This is a genomic window from Pseudomonas sp. (genome assembly GCF_036404235.1).
GTDB lineage: Bacteria > Pseudomonadota > Gammaproteobacteria > Pseudomonadales > Pseudomonadaceae > Aquipseudomonas.
In genome coordinates this window covers 12,785-35,148 of the sequence record NZ_DASWOT010000191.1, presented here as the reverse complement: position 1 = coordinate 35,148, position 22,364 = coordinate 12,785, and the positions used below count along the sequence as shown (strand labels likewise).

Here is a 22,364-nt window from a genome sequence, read left to right as displayed (position 1 = left end):
GGTGCGACTAATTTCCGACTAGGGGTTGCACCTGCTTCGGCTAGTTGATTAGCATTCGCGGGATCGGTCCCTATGAGCGGCTGGAAGCTGCAATGGCGATGATTTCCCTGGGATTTTTTCGTCCATACGCACGGCGATGGAGTGACAAGTGCGCACGTCAGGACGAACGCTTGCTGCCCCATTCGCCTTAATAAAAACAAGCAAAGGGCGTACACAATGAGTGTCAGCAACCCAACATTGATTACATTCGTGATCTACATCGCGGCGATGGTCTTGATCGGACTCATGGCTTATCGCTCGACCAACAATCTCTCTGATTACATCCTCGGTGGCCGCAGTCTTGGCAGCGTTGTCACCGCACTGTCAGCCGGCGCCTCGGACATGAGCGGTTGGCTGTTGATGGGGCTGCCTGGCGCCATCTATATGTCCGGCCTCTCTGAAAGCTGGATTGCCATTGGCCTGATCGTCGGTGCCTATCTCAATTGGCTGTTCGTGGCCGGACGCCTACGAGTGCAGACCGAACACAACGGTGATGCGCTGACGTTGCCGGATTATTTCACCAGCCGATTCGAAGATGCCAGCGGCTTGCTGCGCGTGATCTCGGCCATTGTGATTCTGGTGTTCTTCACCATTTACTGCGCCTCGGGCATCGTCGCAGGTGCGCGGTTGTTCGAAAGCACGTTTGGCATGACCTATGAAACGGCGTTGTGGGCCGGTGCTGCTGCGACCATTGCCTACACGTTCATCGGTGGGTTTCTGGCTGTCAGCTGGACCGACACCGTACAGGCCACGCTGATGATTTTCGCGCTGATCCTGACCCCCATCATCGTGTTGCTGGCGACTGGCGGTGTGGATACAACCTTCCTGGCCATCGAAGCAAACGATCCGACGAACTTTGACCTGCTTAAAAACACCAGCTTCATTGGCATCGTTTCGCTAATGGGCTGGGGCTTGGGTTACTTCGGCCAGCCGCATATCCTGGCGCGTTTCATGGCGGCCGATTCGGTTAAATCCATCGCCAAGGCCCGTCGTATTTCCATGACCTGGATGATTCTTTGCCTGGGCGGCACGGTGGCGGTGGGTTTCTTCGGTATCGCCTACTTCTCGGCACATCCGGAGCTTGCCGCGCCAGTCACTGAAAATCATGAGCGTGTGTTCATCGAGCTCACCAAGATTCTCTTTAATCCATGGATTGCCGGTGTGCTGCTGTCGGCCATTCTAGCGGCGGTGATGAGCACTCTGAGTTGCCAGTTGTTGGTGTGCTCAAGCGCATTGACCGAGGATTTCTACAAGGCGTTCCTGCGCAAGAACGCTTCACAAGTGGAGTTAGTGTGGGTCGGACGCGCCATGGTGCTGCTGGTGGCATTGATTGCGATTGCGCTGGCGGCAAATCCGGAAAACCGTGTGCTGGGTCTGGTGAGTTACGCCTGGGCTGGTTTTGGTGCGGCGTTCGGTCCGGTGGTACTGATTTCGGTAATGTGGAAAGGCATGACGCGCAATGGCGCGCTGGCAGGGATTCTGGTCGGGGCGATTACGGTTGTGGTGTGGAAGCACTTCGAAGTCATGGGGCTGTACGAAATTATCCCGGGCTTCATCTTCGCCAGCATGGCTATCGTCGTGTTCAGCTTGACGGGTAAAGGCCCATCGGCATCGATGCATGCGCGCTTTGATGCGGCGGAAAAAGAGTACAAGGCGGCTTAGGCATTCAGCGTCTATCAAGCAAGGCCCGCGTCTCGGAAGAGGGCGGGCCTTTCTTGCATCATGTCTTGTTGTGATCGATATCCAGATTGAAGAACGTCGCCTTACCGCCTTCGCTGGTATAGCCGGTATTGTCCTGAGTGTAGACCCCAGCCTTGAAATACAGGGGTTTGACACTCCAGGTGGCGCTGATCCGGTCGTGCCAGTTCATATTGTGCGCAGTGACGTTCAACATGCCGCCTGGGCTCAGGCGAATGATGTAGTTAAACGTTTCATTGAGGGGCACGTCCTCGGCAATGGTGAAGACGCGGCTTTCTTTGTCGTCAGGATGAAAGCGCACTTTGGCGACGATGTTCCCGGAGTGGGTGGCGTCCTTGAACTGATATTCGACCTTGAGCAGCGGTTGGGTGCTTTCATACGAATGGATCTGGCCGATGACGATCTTGCCCGAAGACGGCACTTGATTGACTTGCAATTTGGCATTCAAGTAGTTGTCGGCGTCAGGGTAGAACCAGTTATGCAATTGGCCGTTGGACCAGGTTTCCCGGAGTTCGCTGCGAGGATAAATCGCGTTGGCAGTCTTGCTGCCTGTCACGGGTGACCAGAACACAATCGAAGAAGATTCGGACTTGAAATACTTGCTGTCGTAGCCTTTTACCAGTTGCTGCGTTTCAATCGTCGCGGGGGGCGAGCCCACAGGAATACTTAGATTCCAGGATCCCAAATCAATCATTGTCTGGTTCGTCCAATGTGTCTCATTGCCAGCAATAGCGCCTGGCGCAAGGGTTTGAAGGGTGTTCCTTATACGATTCGTTATGGGGTTTGTTAACGCAATTCCGTCGAGCGGATGAAGTCAGATTGCCTCTATTTGTCCTGTGAATAAGCGCTACAGGTCTTCTCAGGCTAATGACCGTTAGTCGGGTGGTGAGAGTATTGTGTGTGGCACAAGGCTATTGCTCTTCTCTTTTCTCCAGAGACGTCTAGAGTGAAAGTCATTCGGATCATGGGCGGAGCCCCATTCCCGGGCAGCAGTAATGAATGAGTAGCAGCATGGAATGCGTGCAATCCCACCTAGTGCCTGGCAAGTCGGTTTTATTGGTTGTCGATGACTATCCGGAAAATCTAGTCACCCTGCGTGCGGTCTTGCAGCGACAGGATTGGGATATCGTCACGGCCAGCTCGGGGATGGAAGCCCTGAGTCTGTTATTGGATGTCGAGGTCGATCTGGTCTTGCTCGACGTACAAATGCCTGACATGGATGGTTTTGAAGTGGCGCACCTGATGCGCGGCAGCCAGCGCACTCGACTGACGCCTATTATTTTCCTTACCGCCAACGAGCAATCCCAGGACGCTGTCCATAAGGGGTATGCCAGTGGAGCGGTGGATTACCTGTTCAAACCGTTCGACCCCAAGATCCTCAAGTCCAAAGTGCAGGCGCTGCTTGAGCATCAGGCCAATCGTCGCGCGTTGCAGAAACTCAGCCGCGAGCTTGAGGCGGCTCGGGCGTTTAACGCCTCGGTATTGGCGAACGTTGCGGAAGGCATCCTGGTAGTCGACGAATTGGGCCTGATCAGTTTTGCCAATCCGGCGATCTGTCGATTGTTGGGCATGACCGACGGCGAACTGCGCGGCACTCAATTGATCTGCTATCTGCTGGAACCCTGCGTCTCTGAATGGACCGACTCAGGCTTCTATCATCACTATCGCCGTGCCGACACTTATCGGGTGCATGACGCGATCATGCGCTCGCCGGAAGGTCGACAAGTGCCAGTGGCGCTGTCCTGCGCGCCATTACCCGGTGAGCAGAAGGCGATGGTGTTGAGCATTCTCGACATGTCGGTGGTGCGCGATCTGTATAGCCAGTTGGAAAAGCAGGCGGTGACGGATGCGCTCACCGGATTGCTCAACCGCCGTGGTTTTTATCAGGCCGTCGAAGGCATGTTGCTACGCAATGAGCACGCCGATAAGTTTCTGGTGGTCTTGTATCTGGATCTCGATGGCTTCAAGCACGTCAACGACTCTCTCGGACATGACGCCGGCGATCAGGTTCTGTTATGGGTGGCTGAGCAGTTAAAAGACAGCTTACGGCCCTATGATGTGCTGGCGCGTCTGGGCGGTGATGAGTTTGTGGTGGTAATCAATGGTCTTGACTACCCCGAACACGCCGCGAAAGTGGAAGAGAAGCTGATCGAGCGGGTCTCGGTCCGGCGACAGATCGATGGTCTGGAGGCAACCCTGGGTGCCAGTATCGGCATTGCCGTGTATCCCGATTGTGGCTTGAACCTCGACGCGTTGCTGCGCGCGGCTGATATCGCGATGTACGAAGCCAAGCGCGCCGGGCGCCAACAGTATCGTTTTTATGATCAAGACATGAACGGGCGCGCGCGATCACGCTTGATGCTTGAGGAAAGTGTGCGTACGGCCATCGAAGGTAAGGATTTCACGATGGTTTATCAGCCACAGGTGCGCGTCGCTGACGGCAGTATTCGTGGTTTCGAGGCGTTGTTGCGTTGGCAGCATCCCTCGGCGGGGGACGTGCCGCCCGGTCTGTTTATTCCGTTGCTTGAGGAAACACGCCTGATCAACAAGCTGGGTGGCTGGATTTACGAGCAGAGCGCTGCCCAGCGCCAGCGCTGGAACGATGTGTTTCCAGACGATCTGGTGATGAGTGTCAGCGTCAGTCCGGCGCAGTTCAGCATGCCTAACCTTGCGACGGAGCTGCAGCGGGCCATTCACATTCATGATTTGCACCCGCGTCAACTTGAGGTCGAAATAACCGAGCTTTCGCTGGTCCATAATCTGGTCCACAGCCGCAAACAGCTGCAGAGCCTGCATGACATTGGTGTTCGGGTATCCCTGGATGATTTCGGTTCAGGAGAATGTTCGCTCATCCATCTGCGCAATCTCGATCTGGATACCCTCAAGCTCGACCGACACTTCGTCACTGGGCTGCTGGGTTCTACGCGGGACATGGCCGTGGCGCGAAGTATCATCGACTTGTGTCGACAGCTGGATATTGAGGTGATCGCCGAAGGCGTAGAAACCGTGGAGCAATATCGTTGGCTGGTCGGTAACGGGTGTCAGGTCATCCAGGGGGTTCTGCTGGGGCACCCCATGGCGCCGGACGATGCCTTGCGCTTTGTCGATGGCGTGACCATGCCCGTCGATCCTTTGCAGATCAGCAAGAACTAACCCTGTAAACTCGGCATTTTTCGGCCCGTTGAAGCGAACATGAGTTCACCGATAGTTATTCCGCTGAAGTACCTGCAGGCCTATCCTCCGGGTCTGCAGGAGCAAGTGCGGCAGTTGATTGCCCAGGAAAAACTGGGCGCTTATCTGGAGCAACGCTACCCCGGTCGTCATGAGGTGCAGAGCGACAAAGCGTTGTACGCCTATGCGCTTTCGCTTAAGCAGGAATACCTGCGTAACGCGCCAAACATCGACAAGGTGTTGTTCGATAACCGTCTGGATCTCACCCATCGCGCGCTCGGCCTGCACACCACGGTGTCGCGGGTGCAAGGTGGCAAGCTCAAGGCCAAAAAGGAAATACGCGTCGCCTCGCTGTTCAAGGATGCCGCGCCTGAGTTTCTGAAGATGATCGTGGTGCATGAGTTGGCGCACTTCAAGGAGTCCGACCACAACAAGGCGTTCTACAACCTGTGCGAGCACATGCAGCCGGGTTATCACCAGTTGGAGTTCGATTTGCGGGTGTACCTGACGTGGCGGGACATGCAGGTGTCGGGCAAGTAGTGAGCTTTCTTCTTCTAAAACAGTTAAGTGTCAACTGACCAGCAAGGACCCCTGACGATGGACGTCAGCAAGACCAAAACCAGTTTCTACCGTCGCTTGTACGTGGCGTATCTGATCGACAGTCGGCTCGCCAGCAATGTGCCAGCCTTGACCGAGGTCACCGGTATGCCACGGCGTACTGCACAGGACACCATCGCGGCGCTGGCGGATCTGGATATCGTTTGTGAGTTCGAGCAACTCGATGGCGCGCGCAATCATGCGGGCGGTTATCAGATTTGCGATTGGGGCGCGATCGACAAGCATTGGATCGCCACCCATCTTTCACAGATCAAATCAGTGTTGGGTTACCCCTGAAACCGGATGGCCCACCGTTTAATCCAGATCGCGGCGCATACCGATGTGCTCGATACCGTCCTCAACGTAGACCTCGCCCACTGCGTTGAAGCCATACCGGCTGTAATACCCCTGCAGATGCGCTTGAGCCGAAAGGTAAATAGGCTGATCGGGCCACTTACGCTCAGCATTGTCGAGGGCCTGCACCATCAACTCATGCCCCATGCCTTTATTGCGTATCGATGGGGCGGTGACAACGCGACCTATCGTGACGTCGCCGTTTTGCTGAATGGGATCGAGCAGGCGCAGATACGCCACCAACTGATCGTTCTGCCACGCCATCAAGTGGCAGGTATCGCCCAGTAAATCCTGCCCGTCCACATCGAGATAACAGCATTTCTGTTCCACCACGAACACCTGCGCGCGCAGCTGAAGAATCGCGTACAGCTGTTCTTTGGTGAGTTCGGTATGGTGTTTGCAAACCCAGTTGATCGACATGACACAAGCTCGAAAGAGAAATCCATGTGGATACTAAACGCTTAAGGGCGCAAGCCCAAACAGGTATTGGCCCGGTTGCTCTGACGCAGTGGAGTGAGTCTGTGTTGATGATGTTCGTGAACTGCGGCACAAACGTCACATTTTTATGAGTTGTGCTGAGGGCCGAATGGGTTTTCAATGACGGCAAGTTGCCATCTTTCTCCACGCGGGCGTTGGGTAACGCACGGTGGTTGCTGGCGATTTGACCTAGGCCGCAACGTTACAGAGCCGTGAAAACCGCGCCGTCAAACGCTCGAACCAGGGACGCCACGCCGCCAACTGGGCGTTGGAATAATAAAGGGCTGTTAGTCTGGCCAGGGATCTTGAGCATGCCATGTTTGCTTCGAGCCATAGGGTTGTTGGGCTTAATGTTGGCGGCCCACACCGCAGCTGCGGACAAGTTGCGCATGGTTGGCGATGCCTGGGCACCCTACGCGGATGCATCGTTACTCAATGGCGGACTGGCAATAGACCTGATCAGCACCGCGCTGCGCCGGGCGGGCTACACCACTGAATACGAACAAGTGCCTTGGGCGCGTGCGATATACGATCTGGGTGAAGGGCGCTACGACGTATTGATCGACGCGTGGTACAGCGATGAGCGTACCCGCATCGGTCAATTCTCCGCTGGGTACCTGACCAATCGGCTACGTTTTATCAAGCGCAAGAATTCTGATATCGATTACCAGAACCTTGCCCAATTGCACGCTCATTCCATCGCGGTGGTGCGCGGCTATGCGTACTCGAATGCGTTCGACAATGATTACGAACTCAAGAAAATCCCTGTGGCGAGCTTCTCGACAGCCGTGAGAATGCTGGCGGCGGGACGTGTCGAGTTAACCGTCGAGGATGAATATGCCGCTCGTTTCGCGCTCAGTCGCGAGTCACAGCAAGTGCGTGACAGCGTCGAGTTTTTGTCCAAGCCGCTGGCCGAGAATACCCTGCACATCCTGGTCAGCCTGAAGAACCCCGACCATGAAAAGATCGTCGCCAGGTTCGACCAGGAAATCGCGGCGATGAAAGCCGATGGCAGTTACGACACGCTGTTCAAGCTGCACGGCCTTTAGTTTCGTCTTGCTCGGTATCTGAGCCCTTGATCAAATGCGCCGCCAGCGTGCGCAGTTGCCCCAACTGACGACAGATCAACGCTAGCTGGGTTTGCACCAATCGCTGGCCTTCGTCGAGCTCCTCGGGCATCTGCTCCAGCTGCGTTGCCAGCGCTTGCTCGGCATCGCTATGAATGGCTACAGGTTGCCGGGTTGCCAGGCTTTGCGCGATCTCATCAATACTGCTGGCCAGATTGGCGCCCACACCCTCGATCAAATGCTCGCGCACTTCGGCGGGCAAAGAGGTTTCCCGGTGCGCACCCAAGCCCGACAGATAGCTGAGTAGCGTGTGTGACAACACCAGAAAGCGAAAGCCCACGTCAGCTTCTTTGCGAAACTGGCCTGGCTCCATCAGCATGTTTGCCAGAGTGGTCGACAGCGCAGCGTCAGCGTTGTGAGCATTACGGCGAGCGAGGCGATAGGCCAGGTCGTCGCGCTTGCCCTGTGCGTATTGCTGCATGATCTGGCGCAGGTAAATGCTGTTGCACGTCAGAGTGTTGGCAAGCACCTTGTTCAGGCGTCGGCCTTGCCAGTCCGGCAGGAACAAAAGCACCGCCAGGCCTGCGATCAGGCTTCCCAATAAGGTATCCAGCAGGCGCGGCAGGAACAACCCGTAACCATCGCCGACCTGATTGAAACAGAACAGAACCATCACCGTGATTGCCGCTGTCGACAGCGTGTAGCGTGTGGTGCGATTGACGAAGAACACCACGCCAGCGATCACCGCGCACATCGACTGCAGAATCGGCGACGTCACCACATCGAACAGCACCCACCCGACGGTCAGGCCGATGGCCGTGCCGACGATCCGCTGACCCAATTTGCGTCGCGTCGCGCCATAGCTCGGCTGGCAGACGAAAACCGTGGTGAGGATGATCCAGTAACCTTGCGACGGATGAACCAGGTGAACCGTGATGTAGCCGATGACCAGCGCCAGCGGCAGACGCAGCGCGTGGCGAAATAACAGCGAGGTTGGGGTCAGTTGCAGACGCAGACGGTTCCACACGTCTTTGAGGTTGCGCGGCGAGCGGTCCAGCAGGCTGCTGTCAGTGGCGTCGGCGAGCGCATCCGGGTTGCTGGCGTCCCTGAGCAGACGATCCAGCGTGCCAAGGTTATTGGCCAGCGCGCGTAATGACCGCAGTAGTCCGCGCCAGGCCGGGTTGCTCTGGATGCGCAGGTGCTCCAGAGAGGCGCGCAGATCGTCCAGTGCGTGAGTAAAACTGTCGTCGTAAACGAATGGCTGACGCAGTTGAATCGATATCGATAAATCGCGACAGGCTGTGCCTTGCTGACGTAATAGGCGCTGACAGCGGAACAGTACGTCGCTGTGAAAAAATGCCTCGGCCAGCGAGTTGTAGGGGTAGTGCGACGAACTGGCGCGCTCGTGAATGTCCTGCGCCAGAAAGTACAGCTTCAGGTAACGACTGACTTTCGAGCCGGGTCGACCATTGCCCACGCGATTGAGGATGATCTCTTTCGTCGAATTCAGCGCCGCGACCACTTTGCCGTTCTGCTTGGCCAATTCCAGACGACGGGCCTCTACATCCAGCGTGCGAATCGGTTCGAACAGCTCGGACTTTAACTTCAGGTACAGGCCCAGTTCACGAAACAATCGCGCCAATGCCTGTTGCACCGGCTGGTTGGAAAACAGCATCTGCCACAGTACCGAGAGCAGGCCATACCACGCCGCGCCTGCCACCAGCAGCATGGGCTCATGCCAGAAATCGGTGACTTCGCCGCCGCGCTGGTCCACACCGATCATCGTGTAGACCGACAGAATCAGCGTGCCGTAGGCAATCGCTCCGTAGCGTTCACCCAAGGCGCCGAGCATGGTCAGGCAAAACGCCGCAACCGCCAGGGCGATGACAAACAAGATGGGGTAGGGGAAGAGTAGCTCCACGGCCAGCGCCGCAATGCTGAAGCACACCAGTGTCACGGCCAGTGCATTGAGACGGCCTTGCCAGCTGTCGTCGGTCTCGGCCAAGGCGCAGGCGATAATCCCCAGGAACAGCGGAATCAGCAGTGCCATTTCGTTCTGGTACCAGCAGAGCACCATGCTGCCGGTCAGTGCGATGAACACCCGTACGCTGTAGCTGAACTTGTCCAGCGCCCATAGGCGGCGGAAAGTGTTATGCAACGATTTCGATGCCATATAAATGCTGACGGCCTTGTTCGTTATGAGTCGATCCCGCACATGGATATGTACAGCGATCAACGAGGGCTGTACATCGGCCTGGCGAAATTTATTCCTTGCTGGCGCGGCGCCAGCCAACGTAGCTGTTGGGCTGGCCCTTGGTTCAGACGTATTGCGCGGCTGCGTAAGCCGAGGCCCAGGCCCACTGAAAGTTGAAGCCGCCCAGGTGGCCGCTGATGTCCAGCACTTCGCCGATGAAATACAGGCCAGGCGATTTCAGCGATTCCATGGTCTTGGACGACACTTCCCGCGTGTCGATCCCGCCCAGCGTAACCTCGGCCGTGCGATAGCCCTCGGTGCCGGCCGGAATCACCTGCCAGCTCGCCAGTTTGCCGGCGATGTCGGCCAGTTGTGCATGGGTGTATTGCTTCATGGGTTTGGACACAAACCATTGCTCGGCGATCAGGTTGGCCATCTTCTTGGTGAAGATCTCGCCGAGCAGGGTTTTCAGCTCGCTGTTGGGGCGTTCGGCTTGTTGCTCAGCCAGCCAACTGGGCACATCGTGGTCGGGCATCAGGTTGATTTCGATGCTGTCGCCAGGCTGCCAATAAGACGAGATTTGCAGAATCGCCGGACCGCTGAGGCCGCGATGGGTGAACAGGATGTTTTCCCTGAAGTGCGTGTCGTTGCAACTAACCAGGCAATCCACTGAGGTGCCCGACAGTTCCGTACACAACTCTTTGAGCTGGTCAGTGATGGTGAACGGCACCAGGCCCGCGCGGGTCGGCAGCAAGGTGTGGCCGAACTGCTTGCCCACTTGATAGCCGAAACCGGTGGCGCCTAATGTCGGGATGGACAGGCCGCCGGTGGCGATCACCAACGACTCGCAGCTGATTTCGCCCAAGGTGGTTTGCAGCAGGTAGCCCGTTTCGGTTTTCTCGATGTGCTGCACTGACGTGTCCATGTGCAGTTGCACCCCAGCCTGATCGCACTCATCGAGCAACAGACCAAGGATGTCGCTGGACTTGTTATCGCAAAACAGCTGGCCGAGCTTTTTCTCGTGGTAAGGCACGTTGTGCCTGGACACCAGTTCGATGAAATCCCATTGGGTATAACGCGCCAGCGCCGACTTGCAGAAATGTGGGTTCTGCGACAGGAAGTTACTCGGCTCGGTGTACATGTTGGTGAAGTTGCAGCGCCCGCCGCCGGACATGAGGATTTTTTTGCCCGGCTTATTGGCGTGATCGATCAGCATCACCCGACGCCCACGATTGGCTGCCGTGAACGCGCACAACAAACCTGCGGCGCCAGCGCCGATGATCACAACGTCAGTAACGGGCAAAGCGGATTCCTCTGTTTTATCAGTCTTGCAGTCGAACGAATCGCTTGTAGGCGTGAGCTTGTTCGCGAGGCGTCGTCACCGACACCTCGCACGCATCCCTCGCCAACAAGTTAGCTCCTACAGGTCGGGCGCAGCTCAAGGAGATTGCGCAGTTCTTAGAGAATCCGGACCCGCAACGACTTGCCCTTGATCTTGCCGTTGTTCAGACGCTCAAGCGCCTGTTTGGCCATGCTGCGTTCAACGGCGACGTAGGCCTGGAAATCGAAGATCGCGATCTTGCCGACCTGGGCGCCTGGAATACCCGCTTCACCGGTCAGCGCGCCGAGAATATCGCCAGGGCGCAGCTTGTCTTTGCGGCCCGAGCCGATACACAAAGTTGTCATCGGTGGCAGCAGCTTGCCGCCTTCGGTGCGTGTCAGGTCGTCGTATTGCTGCCAGTTCAGAGGCGCTTTCTGCAACTCTTCAACGGCGCGCGCGCGTTGGCTTTCCGATGGCGCAACGAGGCTGACGGCAATCCCGGTTTCGCCCGCGCGGCCGGTACGACCGACGCGGTGGATGTGGATTTCCGAGTCCCGTGCCAGTTCGACGTTGATCACCATGTCCAGCGCATCGATGTCCAGACCGCGAGCGGCTACGTCAGTCGCTACCAGCACCGACGTACTGCGGTTGGCGAACATGGCCAGCACTTGGTCGCGATCACGCTGCTCCAAATCGCCATGCAGGCCGACCGCCGACATGCCTTTGGCGGTCAGGTGATCGACCACTTCCTGAACCTGCTGCTTGGTAAAACAGAACGCCACGCAGGACTGCGGACGGAAATGATCGAGGACTTTTACCACCGCTTCCAAACGCTGTTCTGGAGAGATTTCGTAGAAAATCTGCTCGATCTGGCTGTCGGCATGCAGCGCTTCGACTTTGACGGTCTGAGGGTCGCGCATGAATTTGGACGACAACTGCTTGATGCCCACCGGGTAGGTCGCCGAGAACAGCAAAGTCTGACGGCGCGACGGCGTTTGCTCGATGATGTCGGCGATGGAGTCGTAGAACCCCATGTCCAGCATGCGGTCGGCTTCGTCCAGGACCAGCGTGTTCAAGCCATCCAGCACCAGTGAGCCCTTGCGCAAATGCTGCTGGATACGGCCCGGTGTGCCGACGATGACGTGCGCGCCATGTTCCAGCGAGCCGATCTGCGGGCCGAAAGACACGCCGCCGCACAGGGTCAGGACCTTGATGTTGTCCTCGGAACGCGCCAGACGGCGGATTTCCTTGGCGACCTGGTCGGCCAGCTCGCGAGTCGGGCACAACACCAGCGCCTGACAGCCGAAATAGCGCGGATTGATCGGGTTCAACAGGCCGACACCGAAGGCGGCGGTCTTGCCGCTGCCGGTCTTGGCCTGGGCGATCAGGTCCATGCCCTTGAGAATCACCGGCAGGCTCTGCGCCTGAATCGGCGTCATCTCGGCATAACCAAGGGACTCCAGGTTAGCCAACATGGCGGCGGAAAGGGGCAGTGAGTTAAACGCGGTGTTAGTCACAAGAGTGAGCCTGCAAAACAAAATGTCGCGCAGTGTATCAGGTCGCGGCCCCTGCCTTGGGGCCGCTGGCGATAAATGGCAGGCTTTCTATGCTTCGATTTCCGGCTCTGCTTGCGGCTTGCGTGGGGGATTCTCGGGTGGAATTCGGGGCGACAACTGCAAGAAGATCGACGCAGCGAGCATCGCCAGTACACCGACACAGAGGAACGTCAGCTGGAACGCGCCCAGCACGCTGCTGACTTCACCGCTGGCCACGTCATCGGTAAAACCGCCCAGCAGCGCCGCAGCGCATGCCACGCCCAGGCTCAGGGACAACTGCGCCACCACTGACAGCAAACTGTTGCCGCTGGCTGCATTAGCGTCATCGAGGTCGATCAGCGTCACCGCGTTCATCGCCGAGAACTGCAGCGAGTTGACCCCGCCCAGCAATGCCAGATGCGTCAGCAAAATCCAGTAAGGCGTTTGCGCATCGACCAGCGCCATGCTCGCCAGCAGAATTCCCAGCAGCAAGGTGTTGCCGGTCAGGACCACGCGATAACCCAAACGCTCGATAGCGCGGGTCGCCAGCGGTTTGGCAAACATCGCCGCGATGGCTAGCGGGATCATGCTCATCCCTGCGTGGGACGGTGAATAGCCCAGCGCTACTTGCAGCATCAGCGGCACCAGAAACGGCAGGGCGCCGCTGCCCAGTCGGGCGAATAGGTTGCCCATGATGCCCACGGCAAAACTGCGGGTCTGGAATAGCGACGCTGAAAACAGCGGGAACTCCACATGGCTGGCGCGCAGCCAGTACGCGGTCAAACAGGCCAGGCCACCAAACAGCAGCATGACAACGCGCATGTGCGGGAGATGAAGTTCCCCCAGACCTTCGAGCGCAATGGTGATCAGCACCATTGCCGCGCCGAACAGCGCAAACCCCACCAGGTCGAACCGGGTTCGTCCCCCGCCCTGCAAATCCGGAATAAACAGTTTTACCGCATAGCAACCCAGCAGACCCACCGGGATATTGATCAGGAAGATCCAGTGCCAGCTCAGGTATTCCACCAGCCAGCCGCCGACAGTCGGGCCCATCAACGGCCCCAGCAGGGCCGGCATGGTGATGAAACTCAAGGTACGCACCAGTTCGGTCCGCGGGTAGGCGCGCAACACGATCAAGCGCCCTACCGGCATCATCAACGCCCCACCCAGACCTTGAATCACCCGCGCCGCGACCAGCATGCTCAGGGAGTTGGCAAGCGCGCAGAGCAGTGAGCCAAAGCTGAACAACAGGATCGCGCTGAAGAAGATGCGTTTGATGCCGAAGCGGTCGGAAATCCAGCCCGACGCCGGAATCAGCAGGGCGATGGTCAGCATGTAGGCGATGATCACCGACTGCATGCGCAGCGGGTCCTCGGACAGCGAGCGAGCCATGGAGGGCAGGGCAGTGTTGAGAATCGTGCCGTCCAGGCTTTGCATGAAAAATGCGATGGCAATGACCCAGGGCATCCAGCGCAGGGTTTTGGCGTCCAACTGCGGGGTTGTAGTCGGCATGTGAATCGTGGGTCCTTGTATTGTTATTGACGACTTGTAGGAGCGCGGCTGTCCCGCGATCTGGTGCGTAGCGGCAGCAAAACCGATTTACTCGGTTGAAGCTGATGCACCGCAGCGCTTGTTTCACGACTGATTTGCGGCCAATCGCGGGACAAGCCACGCTCCTAGAAGGGGGCGGTATTCCTACAACGTCAACGTCAGCCTGCCGATCAACGCCCCCGGCAGGCAGTTCGAACTGGTATCGCGCTGACTATAGGTACTGGCCGACAGAATCAGTTCCCGTTCTGTGGTCAATTCTTCCAGGGCACTGCCCAGCAGGCTGTACACACTGTCGTCGAAACGCATGGTGCTGACCGGTGCCTTGATCTTGCCGTCTTCGACCCAGAACGTCGCAAACCGGGTCATGCCAGTCATGCGGCCCGCGCTGCGGTCGGAGAAGTTGAGATACCACAGGTTGCTGATGTACAAACCTGTGCCGAGCTTTTGCAGTACCTCGTCCAGCGCCAGCGAGCCGCCCTTCATGCTCAATGCACTCGGCGATTCGCCCCAGCCTGCGCCATTGGCCGTCAGGCCATATTCCGCCGCGCTGCGCGACCCTACCAATTGATCGCGTGCAGCGCCGTCAACCACCAGCGACAAGTCTGAGCGCCGATAGCCTTCGCCGGAAAACGCGGGTGAAAGCGAACCGCTGACTTGTTCGTCCAAACTCACCAGCGGGTTAAGCGCAAGGTCGCCGCTGTACAGGCGTTGCAGCGGGCTGGTTTTGTCGGCCAGCGACTGCGCCGAGAACCCGCCCCAACACAGCATGCCAATGATTTCTTCCAGCGCGGCGGGCGCCAGGTAAGCGCGATATTGCCCAGGCGCCAAGGTATGGGAAGGATGCCCGAGAAACGCCAATTGCTCGCGAGCCAGGTTGAAGCGCCGCGCAAACGCTTCATCGCTCCAGGCGTGACCGGCGTAGTTGGCCTTCACGGCCTGGCCGTTCTCATGAAACAGGCTCCAATCGAAATTGAAGCTATTGGCCTGATGCCAGCCCAACGCGCCATTGGAACTGGCGAAACCGCGATACAACTGGCCCGCCGCGTAGATGCCTACCAAATCCAGACCTTCGCCCAACCGCGCGATTTGCCCCACGACATGGGCGCTGTCGGGCAGCGGTTGGTCCTGAACGTTGCTGCTCTGCCAGTCGTCCTCATTGAGCAGCAGGTAAGGATCTTCCGGCAGCAGCGTCAGGGTTTCGCGCAGTTGATGCAGGGCCTCGGACAAGCGCTGACGGTCAACATCGCCGTCGCCTGACAGTGTCAGATTGAGGTTGGCGTGGCGGCCGTCATCGATCAGCTTGAAATCCACGCTAGCCTGCTGCACATGCCCTGCCTGGCGTACTTTCGCGTGATTGAAACGGATGAAATCCGAAGCCTCTGCGTTGTAGCTCAGAGTGAAACGCTCTTGAGGCGTGATCGCGCCCTGCAACCACTGGACCAAGGCTGTGAATTGAGCTTGATGGGACATCAGGCGTCACCCCCGAAGACATCGACATTGGAGAACACGCAGGCGGGCGATGCATGGCCCACACGTATGACTTGATTGGGCTCGCCCTTGCCGCAGTTCGGCGTACCCAGGACCTTGAAGGTGCTGGCGTCGCCCACCGCGCTGAGATTACGCCAGAACCGAGCGGAGATGGCTCGGTAGTTCGGGTTCTTCACCACGCCCTTGAGTTCGCCGTTTTCGATCAATTGGCCCCATTCGCAGCCGAACTGGAATTTATTGCGCGCATCGTCGATCGACCATGAGCGGTTGGTGCTCATCAGAATGCCGTGCTCAATCGCGCCGATCAGTTGCTCCATCGACTTGTCGGCCGGCTCGATATTCAGGTTGGCCATGCGATCAATCGGTGCGCGGTTCCAGCCGCAAGCGCGGCTATTGGCGACGCCGTCCATGCCTGCGCGAAACTGAGACAGCGCACTGCCCAGCGGTCGGACCAGTACGCCGTCCTTGATCAAAAATTGCTTGCTGGCCGGGGTGCCGTCATCGTCGTGGCCATAGCTCGCCAGTTGCTCGGGGATGTCCGGGTCGAAGGTCACGTTCAGCAGGCTGGAACCGTATTGCAGCGTGCCGAAGTCGCTGGCTTTAACGAAGCTGGTGCCTGCGTAGTTACGTTCGTCGCCAAGGATGCGGTCCAGTTCCAGCGGGTGGCCGATGGATTCGTGGATCTGCAGGATCATTTGGTCGGGGGTGAGCAGCAGATCGCGCGGTCCGGACGGCGTGTTGGGCGCCATGATCAGTTGCAGCGCCTGATCGGCGACCTTCGTTGCCGCGCCGATGATGCCGCACGTGGTAATGACTTCTGCGCCGCCTTGTTGGCCAAAGTTCTCGCGGCCCAGGCTGCGGGTCTGGCTGTCGTTGCCGTCATAGGCCGTGACGCTCAGCCCAGGGAAGACGAAGCGCTGCGCCTGACGAATCTCGGCGCCAGCGTTGTTGAGGTAAATCTGTTCGACGTTTTCAAGGCCCAGGCTGACTTGCCAGTTCACCAGCCGCTGGTCTTTCGGGACTGCCGCTGACTCGGCGCTGAGCAGGGCGTAGCAATCGCTGAGCGAAGGAAAGGCACTGCTCAGGTTAGGCGACAGATAATCGGCGCGGCTGCTGGAAACGCTCTGCTTACTCAGGTCCAGCAATGAATACGGCGCTAGCATGCGGGCCTGGATTTCAGCGTGTTCCAGTGCCGCTTGCAGGCCGCGCTGGGAAATGTCGTTAGTGGCTGCATAGGCTTCGACGCCGTTGACGCGCACGGTCAGCATCGCGCCTTCGTCGGTGCTTAAATGCGGCGGCGCAGCGACGTTCTTGCGCACTGACAAGTGCTGGCTGGTTTGTTTGACATAACGCAGGGAGAAGAACTGGGCGCTACTCTGCAGCGCGGCAAACCGCTGCTTGAGTTGAGCGGAAAAGTCGAACATGCAAAGAGGCTCCTTTTTTGCGTGCTTTCAGGCAAAACAAGACCTGAAGCGAAACGCGGACTCAGGTAGGAGTTGCCGAAGGCTGCGATGCGATTTGGCAAGCGCTGAACATGCGTCGGATGTTACGACGTTTCGCGGCCTTCGTCGGCTCCCACAGGGACAATTCGGTGTTGCTGCGGATTTTACAACGGGCAACCCTTGGCACGCAGGATCGCGTCGAAACGGTCCGGGTCGAGGGTGCCGGCTTCGATGCCCACCAGGGTGGCTTTTTCACGCGCCAGCAGGTCGTGGCAACGTATCAGCAGTTCAGGCAACTCCGAGCGCGCGGCAGCAACCACGCCGTCGCCATCACCAATCATCAGGTCGCCCGGCATCACCAGCATGCCCGCGCAGGAAATCGGTACGTTGATTTCGCCGCCACCGTCCGTGCTCGGACCACGGTGTACGCCACCGATGGCATAGACCGGCAATTCGCCTGTCAGCCACTCATCCAGGTCACGTATCGCGCCGTTGATGACCACGCCGACGATGCCAGCCTTCAATGCCATGGCGCGCATGATGCCGCCGAACACGGCGCGGGTCAGGTCGGCACTGCCGTCGATTACTAGCACGTCGCCAGGGCGGGCCATTTGCATGGCTTTGAGGATCATTAAATTGTCACCGGGACGCACGCGCACGGTCAGCGCACTGCCAAGCATCGGGGTGTTGCCGTGAAAAGGCTTGAGACCCAGACCGCCGACGTTGCGACCCAGACAGTCACTGACTGCTGCGGCCGGGATCTTGCTGAATTCCTTCAACCATTTCGGGTCCAGAGGCTCTGCGTTCGGGCTAATCAGGTAGCCGGTGGGCCATTTGCTCGAAGAAACGACATCAAACATGGAAAAAGCCTCGTGGCCAGTCAGTACCGGCGTGTCAATGAAACGGGGAGATTAAACGATTGTGCTGGCGCTAGAGTAGGCCTGCGGGGATGCCCGGATCAAGCGCGGCGCGGTGGACGGAGGGTTTATGAACTGTAAAGGGGAGCGCATGACTTGTTGGCGCGAAGCTGTTGGCTCAGGTTACGAAGTGGGTAGAGCGTGTTGGCTCCTTCGCGGGCGAGCCTCGCTTCGCCCAGCCTGAGCAGGAGAGGAGGCAAGCCCACGTAATGGACTACTGCGCGCTGCGGCTCACGTCTCGCAACGGCTTGCCACGCGTAGGTTTGTCACCTGCCACGAAGTAGTCCGCCGTGCTGCGCGGCAACGGCGCCCGCCCACGAATCTTGTCGGCGATTTTCTCGGCGATCATGATCGTGGGGGCGTTCAGGTTGCCGGTGATGATCAGCGGCATGATCGAAGCATCGACTACACGTAGGCCCAGCAATCCATGCACGCGGCCTTGACCATCGACCACCGCCATGTCGTCGGTGCCCATCTTGCACGAGCAGGACGGGTGATAAGCGGTTTCGGCGTGCTCGCGAACGAACTGGTCCAATTGCTCGTCAGTCTGCACCTCGATGCCGGGGCTGATCTCCCGGCCGCGATACTTGTCCAGAGCAGGCTGCTGCATGATTTCACGGGTCAGGCGGATGCCGTCGCGAAATTCCTGCCAGTCCTGCTCGGTGGCCATGTAGTTGAAAAGAATGCTCGGGTATTCGCGCGGGTTCCTCGACTTCACTTGTACGCGACCGCGACTTGGCGAGCGCATCGAGCCGACGTGTGCCTGGAAACCATGCTCCTGCACGCCCTTGCTGCCGTTGTAGTTAATCGCTACGGGCAGGAAGTGATACTGAATGTTCGGCCACTCGAACTCTTCGCGAGAGCGAATGAAACCACCGGCTTCGAACTGGTTGCTGGCGCCGATGCCTTTGCCGAGGAACATCCACTTGGCGCCAATGGGCGGCTGGTTCCACCACAGCAGCGACGGGTACAGCGAGACCGGCTCCTTGCAAGCGTATTGCAGGTACATTTCCAGGTGGTCCTGAAGGTTTTCACCCACGCCTGGCAGGTCGTGGACCACGGGAATATCCAGTTTTTTCAGCACTTGGGCCGGACCGACCCCTGAGCGTTGCAAAATCTGCGGCGAGGCAATCGCGCCGCCACACAGCAGGACTTCCTTGCGCGCTTTGGCTTCGACGGGGGCGTCGCTGCTACCGACCAGATAAGCCACACCGACCGCGCGCTTGCCGTCGAACAGAATGCGGTCGGTCAGAGCGTGGGTGACGATGGTCAGTGTTGGGCGCTTCTTCGCCTGATCAAGATAACCGCGTGCGGTGCTGGAGCGCCGACCAAACGAGGTGACTGTGCGGTCCATGGGGCCGAAGCCTTCCTGCTGATAACCATTGAGGTCAGAAGTCGCGGGATAACCGGCTTGGACGCCGGCCTCGACCATGGCCGCGAACAGTGGATTGTTGCCCGCTTTGGGCGTGGTCACGCTGACCGGGCCGTCGCCGCCGTGATAGTCGTTGGGGCCGATGTCGCGAGTTTCAGCTTTGCGAAAATACGGCAGGCAATCGAGGTAGCTCCAGTCTTCGAGCCCTGGATTTTTCGCCCAACCGTCGTAGTCCATCGCGTTGCCGCGGATGTAGCACATGCCGTTGATCAGCGACGAGCCACCCAGGCCCTTGCCACGCCCGCACTCCATGCGGCGGTTGTTCATGTGCGGTTCGGGGTCTGTTTCATAGGCCCAGTTGTAGCGACGGCCTTGCAGCGGAAACGCCAGCGCGGCAGGCATTTGCGTGCGAAAGTCCGCGCGATAATCCGGGCCGCCCGCTTCAAGCAGCAGCACGGTGACGCCTGCGTCTTCAGTGAGACGGGCTGCCAGGGTGTTACCGGCCGAGCCTGCGCCGATGATGATGTAGTCGAATTCCTGGGACATTGGGCATGCTCCCTCGTTGATATGAGCGGGGGTAATACGTCTCTGTAGGAGCGAATTCATTCGCGAGCTGGCCTGCCTGACACACACCGCCTAGAGCCTCGCCAACACGTTGGCTCCTACAGAGCCGAGCGGGGTAATACGCCTCTGTAGGAGCGAATTCATTCGCGAGCTGGCCTGCCTGACACACCGCCTAGAGCCTCGCCAACACGTTGGCTCCTACAGAAGGTTTGGTCGGGAGCTAGAACACCGACGCGTACTCGCCCAACTCGACCTGTACCGATTTGATGCGCGTGTACTGCGCCAGCGAGCTGATGCCGTTTTCGCGTCCAACGCCGGATTGCTTGTAGCCACCGACCGGCATTTCAGCCGCCGACTCGCCCCAGGCGTTGATCCAGCAGATACCGGCTTCCAGTTGATGAATCACCCGGTGGGCGCGGTTCAGGTCTTTGGTGACGACGCCAGCGGCCAGGCCCATTTCGGTGTCGTTGGCGCGGCGGATGACTTCTTCTTCGGTGTCGTAGCTGAGGATGCTCATCACTGGGCCGAAGATTTCCTCTTTGACGATGGTCATGTCGTCGGTGCAGTCGGTGAACACCGTCGGTGCCACGAATGCGCCCTTGGCAAACTCGCCCTCGGTCAGGCGTTCGCCGCCGATCAGCACGCGGGCGCCTTGTTCCTTGCCCTTGGCGATATAACCAAGCACGCTTTCCATGTGGGCGAAGCTCACCAGCGGGCCGAAATTGGTGTTGTCGTCCTGCGGGTCGCCAGCACGAATACGCTTCACGCGTTCGACGATTTTGGCTTCGAACGCTGCTTTGAGTGCGCTCGGCACGAACACGCGGGTGCCGTTGGTGCAGACCTGGCCGGAACTGTAGAAATTGGCCATCATCGCGATGTCTGCGGCGCGATCCAGATCGGCGTCGTCGAAGATGATCAGCGGTGATTTACCACCCAGCTCCATGGTCACTTCCTTGAGCGACGAACTCGACGCGCTGGCCATGACTTTCTTGCCCGTGTCGGTGCCGCCCGTGAAGGAGATTTTCTCAATACGCGGATGCTCGGTCAGCCAGCCACCGACTTCACGACCGCTGCCTGTCAGCACGTTAAAAACGCCATCCGGCAGACCGGCCTCGGTATAGATTTCTGCCAGTTTCAGGGTGGTCAGCGAAGTCACTTCGCTCGGCTTGAAGATCATCGCGTTGCCTGCTGCGAGGGCTGGCGCGGATTTCCACAGGGCAATCTGAATCGGGTAGTTCCAGGCGCCGATGCCGACAGTCACGCCCAGCGGTTCGCGGCGGGTGTAGACGAACGATGAAGTGCGCAGCGGGATTTGCTCGCCTTCGATGGCCGGCACAAGACCTGCGTAGTACTCCAGCACGTCAGCGCCGGTGACGATGTCGACGTATTTGGTTTCGGAAATCGATTTGCCAGTGTCCTGGGTTTCCAGCGCGGCCAGCTCATCGTTGCGTTCACGCAGGATGTCGACCGCACGACGCAGGATGCGTGAACGCTGCATGGCGGTCATCGCGGCCCAGATTTTCTGGCCTTTTTCGGCGCTGACGACTGCACGTTCGACGTCTTCTTTGGTGGCGCGTTGAACCTGAGCGAGCACTTCACCGTTGGCCGGGTTGATGGCTTCGAAGGTGGCATCGCTGCTGGCGTCGACGTAACCACCGTCAATGTAGAGTTTTTGCAGTTCGAAACGGGCCATAAAGTCCTCGGTGTTCTCTGTTATGGGCTGTGATCAGGGGGCCGTGCGGGTTGTCCTGGTCAGTGTTCAGCGGTGTATGACGTGGCGCTCAGCACGCAGCTTTTGCCAGTTGGAAATCCATGTATTCGTACGCGATCTGTTGCGCTTGCTCGGTGTCGAACGCGTCTCCCGACAGCGCGCCGCGCAACCACAAACCGTCGATCAGTGCCGCCAAACCACGTGCTGCGTTGCGTGCTTGATCCAACGGCAGCACGCGGCGGAACTCGCAGCACAGGTTCGAATACAGACGGTGATCGTTGATCCGCTGTAACCGGTGCAAAGACGGTTGATGCATGCTGGTAGCCCAGAAGGCCAACCAGGTTTTCATCGCCGGACCGTTGACCTGACTGGCGTCGAAGTTGCCCTCGATGATCACCTTCAGGTGTGCCCGAGGGCTGTCGTCGGTCAGCGCTTGTCTGCGTTCGGTGACATTGATGATCAGTGCATTCATCAGGTGGCGCATGGTCGCGGCGATCAGGCCGTTTTTGTCCTGAAAATAGTGGCTGATGATGCCGTTGGAGACCCCTGCCAGCCGGGCGATCAGCGCAATACTGGCGTCCCCCATCCCCACTTGATCGACCGCTTCGAGAGTGGCGTGGATCAACTGTTGACGACGAATCGGTTGCATTCCGACCTTGGGCATTGAGGTGTCTCCTTGGCTCGCCAGCGTAATAGCGGTGACTAAAAGTGGCCTGCACCCTAACAATCTTTAATTGAACGTTCAATCAACAAAAAACGATAGGCGCACGGAAAGCGAGAAAGCCGCAACACTTCAGCACCTGAGATCGGGCTTCTGTAGGAGTGAACTTGTTCGCGAAGCGGTGTGCCTGACACCTCTCATCGAA

17 protein-coding genes are annotated in these 22,364 nt (G+C 58.5%); 5 read left to right on the top strand and 12 right to left on the bottom strand.

Translation table 11 applies throughout. The features are described from left to right. The first annotated feature begins 216 nt into the window (after window positions 1-216). Window positions 217-1,701 (top strand): sodium/proline symporter PutP, encoded by a 1,485-nt coding sequence (gene putP, locus VGC62_RS24055; RefSeq protein ID WP_331189578.1) that lies wholly within the window; start codon window positions 217-219, stop codon window positions 1,699-1,701. A gap of 58 nt (window positions 1,702-1,759) precedes the next feature. Here putP and VGC62_RS24050 read toward each other — a convergent pair whose 3' ends face one another. After that, window positions 1,760-2,431, bottom strand: coding sequence for a polysaccharide lyase family 7 protein (locus VGC62_RS24050; protein WP_331189577.1), 672 nt, complete (start codon window positions 2,429-2,431; stop codon window positions 1,760-1,762). 305 nt (window positions 2,432-2,736) lie between these two features. Here VGC62_RS24050 and VGC62_RS24045 point away from each other — a divergent pair, with 305 nt between their 5' ends. The 3 genes from VGC62_RS24045 to VGC62_RS24035 are packed head-to-tail and all read left to right on the top strand — an operon-like array spanning window position 2,737 to window position 5,802. Then, entirely contained in the window at window positions 2,737-4,890 is a 2,154-nt protein-coding gene (locus tag VGC62_RS24045; protein WP_331189576.1) for a putative bifunctional diguanylate cyclase/phosphodiesterase, read from the top strand. 39 nt (window positions 4,891-4,929) lie between these two features. Next, window positions 4,930-5,448: a M48 family metallopeptidase gene (locus VGC62_RS24040; RefSeq protein ID WP_331189575.1), complete on the top strand. Its 519-nt coding sequence runs from the start codon at window positions 4,930-4,932 to the stop codon at window positions 5,446-5,448. A 57-nt stretch (window positions 5,449-5,505) separates the two neighbouring features. Further along, window positions 5,506-5,802, top strand: coding sequence for a winged helix-turn-helix domain-containing protein (locus tag VGC62_RS24035; RefSeq protein ID WP_331189574.1), 297 nt, complete (start codon window positions 5,506-5,508; stop codon window positions 5,800-5,802). Between the two features lie 18 nt (window positions 5,803-5,820). Here the strand turns inward: VGC62_RS24035 and VGC62_RS24030 are convergent, their stop codons facing one another. Further along, window positions 5,821-6,279, bottom strand: coding sequence for a GNAT family N-acetyltransferase (locus tag VGC62_RS24030; RefSeq protein WP_331189573.1), 459 nt, complete (start codon window positions 6,277-6,279; stop codon window positions 5,821-5,823). 368 nt (window positions 6,280-6,647) lie between these two features. Here VGC62_RS24030 and VGC62_RS24025 point away from each other — a divergent pair, with 368 nt between their 5' ends. Then, a complete protein-coding gene (locus VGC62_RS24025; RefSeq protein ID WP_331189572.1) occupies window positions 6,648-7,385 on the top strand; it encodes a substrate-binding periplasmic protein in 738 nt (245 codons plus the stop codon). Here VGC62_RS24025 and yccS read toward each other — a convergent pair. The 10 genes from yccS to betI all read right to left on the bottom strand — a co-directional run bounded on the left by yccS (window position 7,366) and on the right by betI (window position 22,162). Next, complete coding sequence (gene yccS, locus VGC62_RS24020) at window positions 7,366-9,576, bottom strand: YccS family putative transporter (protein ID WP_331189571.1); 2,211 nt, start codon at window positions 9,574-9,576, stop codon at window positions 7,366-7,368. The two genes, VGC62_RS24025 and yccS, sit on opposite strands and share 20 nt — an antisense overlap. A gap of 145 nt (window positions 9,577-9,721) precedes the next feature. After that, window positions 9,722-10,900, bottom strand: coding sequence for an NAD(P)/FAD-dependent oxidoreductase (locus VGC62_RS24015; protein ID WP_331189570.1), 1,179 nt, complete (start codon window positions 10,898-10,900; stop codon window positions 9,722-9,724). Between the two features lie 155 nt (window positions 10,901-11,055). After that, the gene (gene dbpA / locus VGC62_RS24010) at window positions 11,056-12,435 is read right to left on the bottom strand and encodes an ATP-dependent RNA helicase DbpA (protein ID WP_331189569.1); all 1,380 of its coding nucleotides are present in this window, start codon (window positions 12,433-12,435) and stop codon (window positions 11,056-11,058) included. A gap of 87 nt (window positions 12,436-12,522) precedes the next feature. Continuing rightward, complete coding sequence (mdtD, locus tag VGC62_RS24005; RefSeq protein ID WP_331189568.1) at window positions 12,523-13,965, bottom strand: multidrug transporter subunit MdtD; 1,443 nt, start codon at window positions 13,963-13,965, stop codon at window positions 12,523-12,525. A 183-nt stretch (window positions 13,966-14,148) separates the two neighbouring features. Next, window positions 14,149-15,474 (bottom strand): TldD/PmbA family protein, encoded by a 1,326-nt coding sequence (locus VGC62_RS24000; protein WP_331189567.1) that lies wholly within the window; start codon window positions 15,472-15,474, stop codon window positions 14,149-14,151. After that, window positions 15,474-16,916: a TldD/PmbA family protein gene (locus tag VGC62_RS23995; RefSeq protein ID WP_331189566.1), complete on the bottom strand. Its 1,443-nt coding sequence runs from the start codon at window positions 16,914-16,916 to the stop codon at window positions 15,474-15,476. The genes VGC62_RS24000 and VGC62_RS23995 overlap by 1 nt, the downstream gene beginning before the upstream one ends. A gap of 182 nt (window positions 16,917-17,098) precedes the next feature. Next, the gene (locus tag VGC62_RS23990) at window positions 17,099-17,794 is read right to left on the bottom strand and encodes an RraA family protein (protein WP_331189565.1); all 696 of its coding nucleotides are present in this window, start codon (window positions 17,792-17,794) and stop codon (window positions 17,099-17,101) included. 271 nt (window positions 17,795-18,065) lie between these two features. Beyond that, the gene (gene betA, locus VGC62_RS23985; protein WP_331189564.1) at window positions 18,066-19,769 is read right to left on the bottom strand and encodes a choline dehydrogenase; all 1,704 of its coding nucleotides are present in this window, start codon (window positions 19,767-19,769) and stop codon (window positions 18,066-18,068) included. Window positions 19,770-20,007: 238 nt separating this feature from the next. Beyond that, a complete protein-coding gene (gene betB, locus VGC62_RS23980) occupies window positions 20,008-21,480 on the bottom strand; it encodes a betaine-aldehyde dehydrogenase (RefSeq protein WP_331189563.1) in 1,473 nt (490 codons plus the stop codon). A gap of 88 nt (window positions 21,481-21,568) precedes the next feature. Continuing rightward, window positions 21,569-22,162 carry a transcriptional regulator BetI gene (gene betI / locus VGC62_RS23975; protein ID WP_331189562.1) on the bottom strand — a complete coding sequence of 198 codons (594 nt, stop codon included), beginning with the start codon at window positions 22,160-22,162 and terminating at the stop codon, window positions 21,569-21,571. Window positions 22,163-22,364 lie beyond the last annotated feature (202 nt).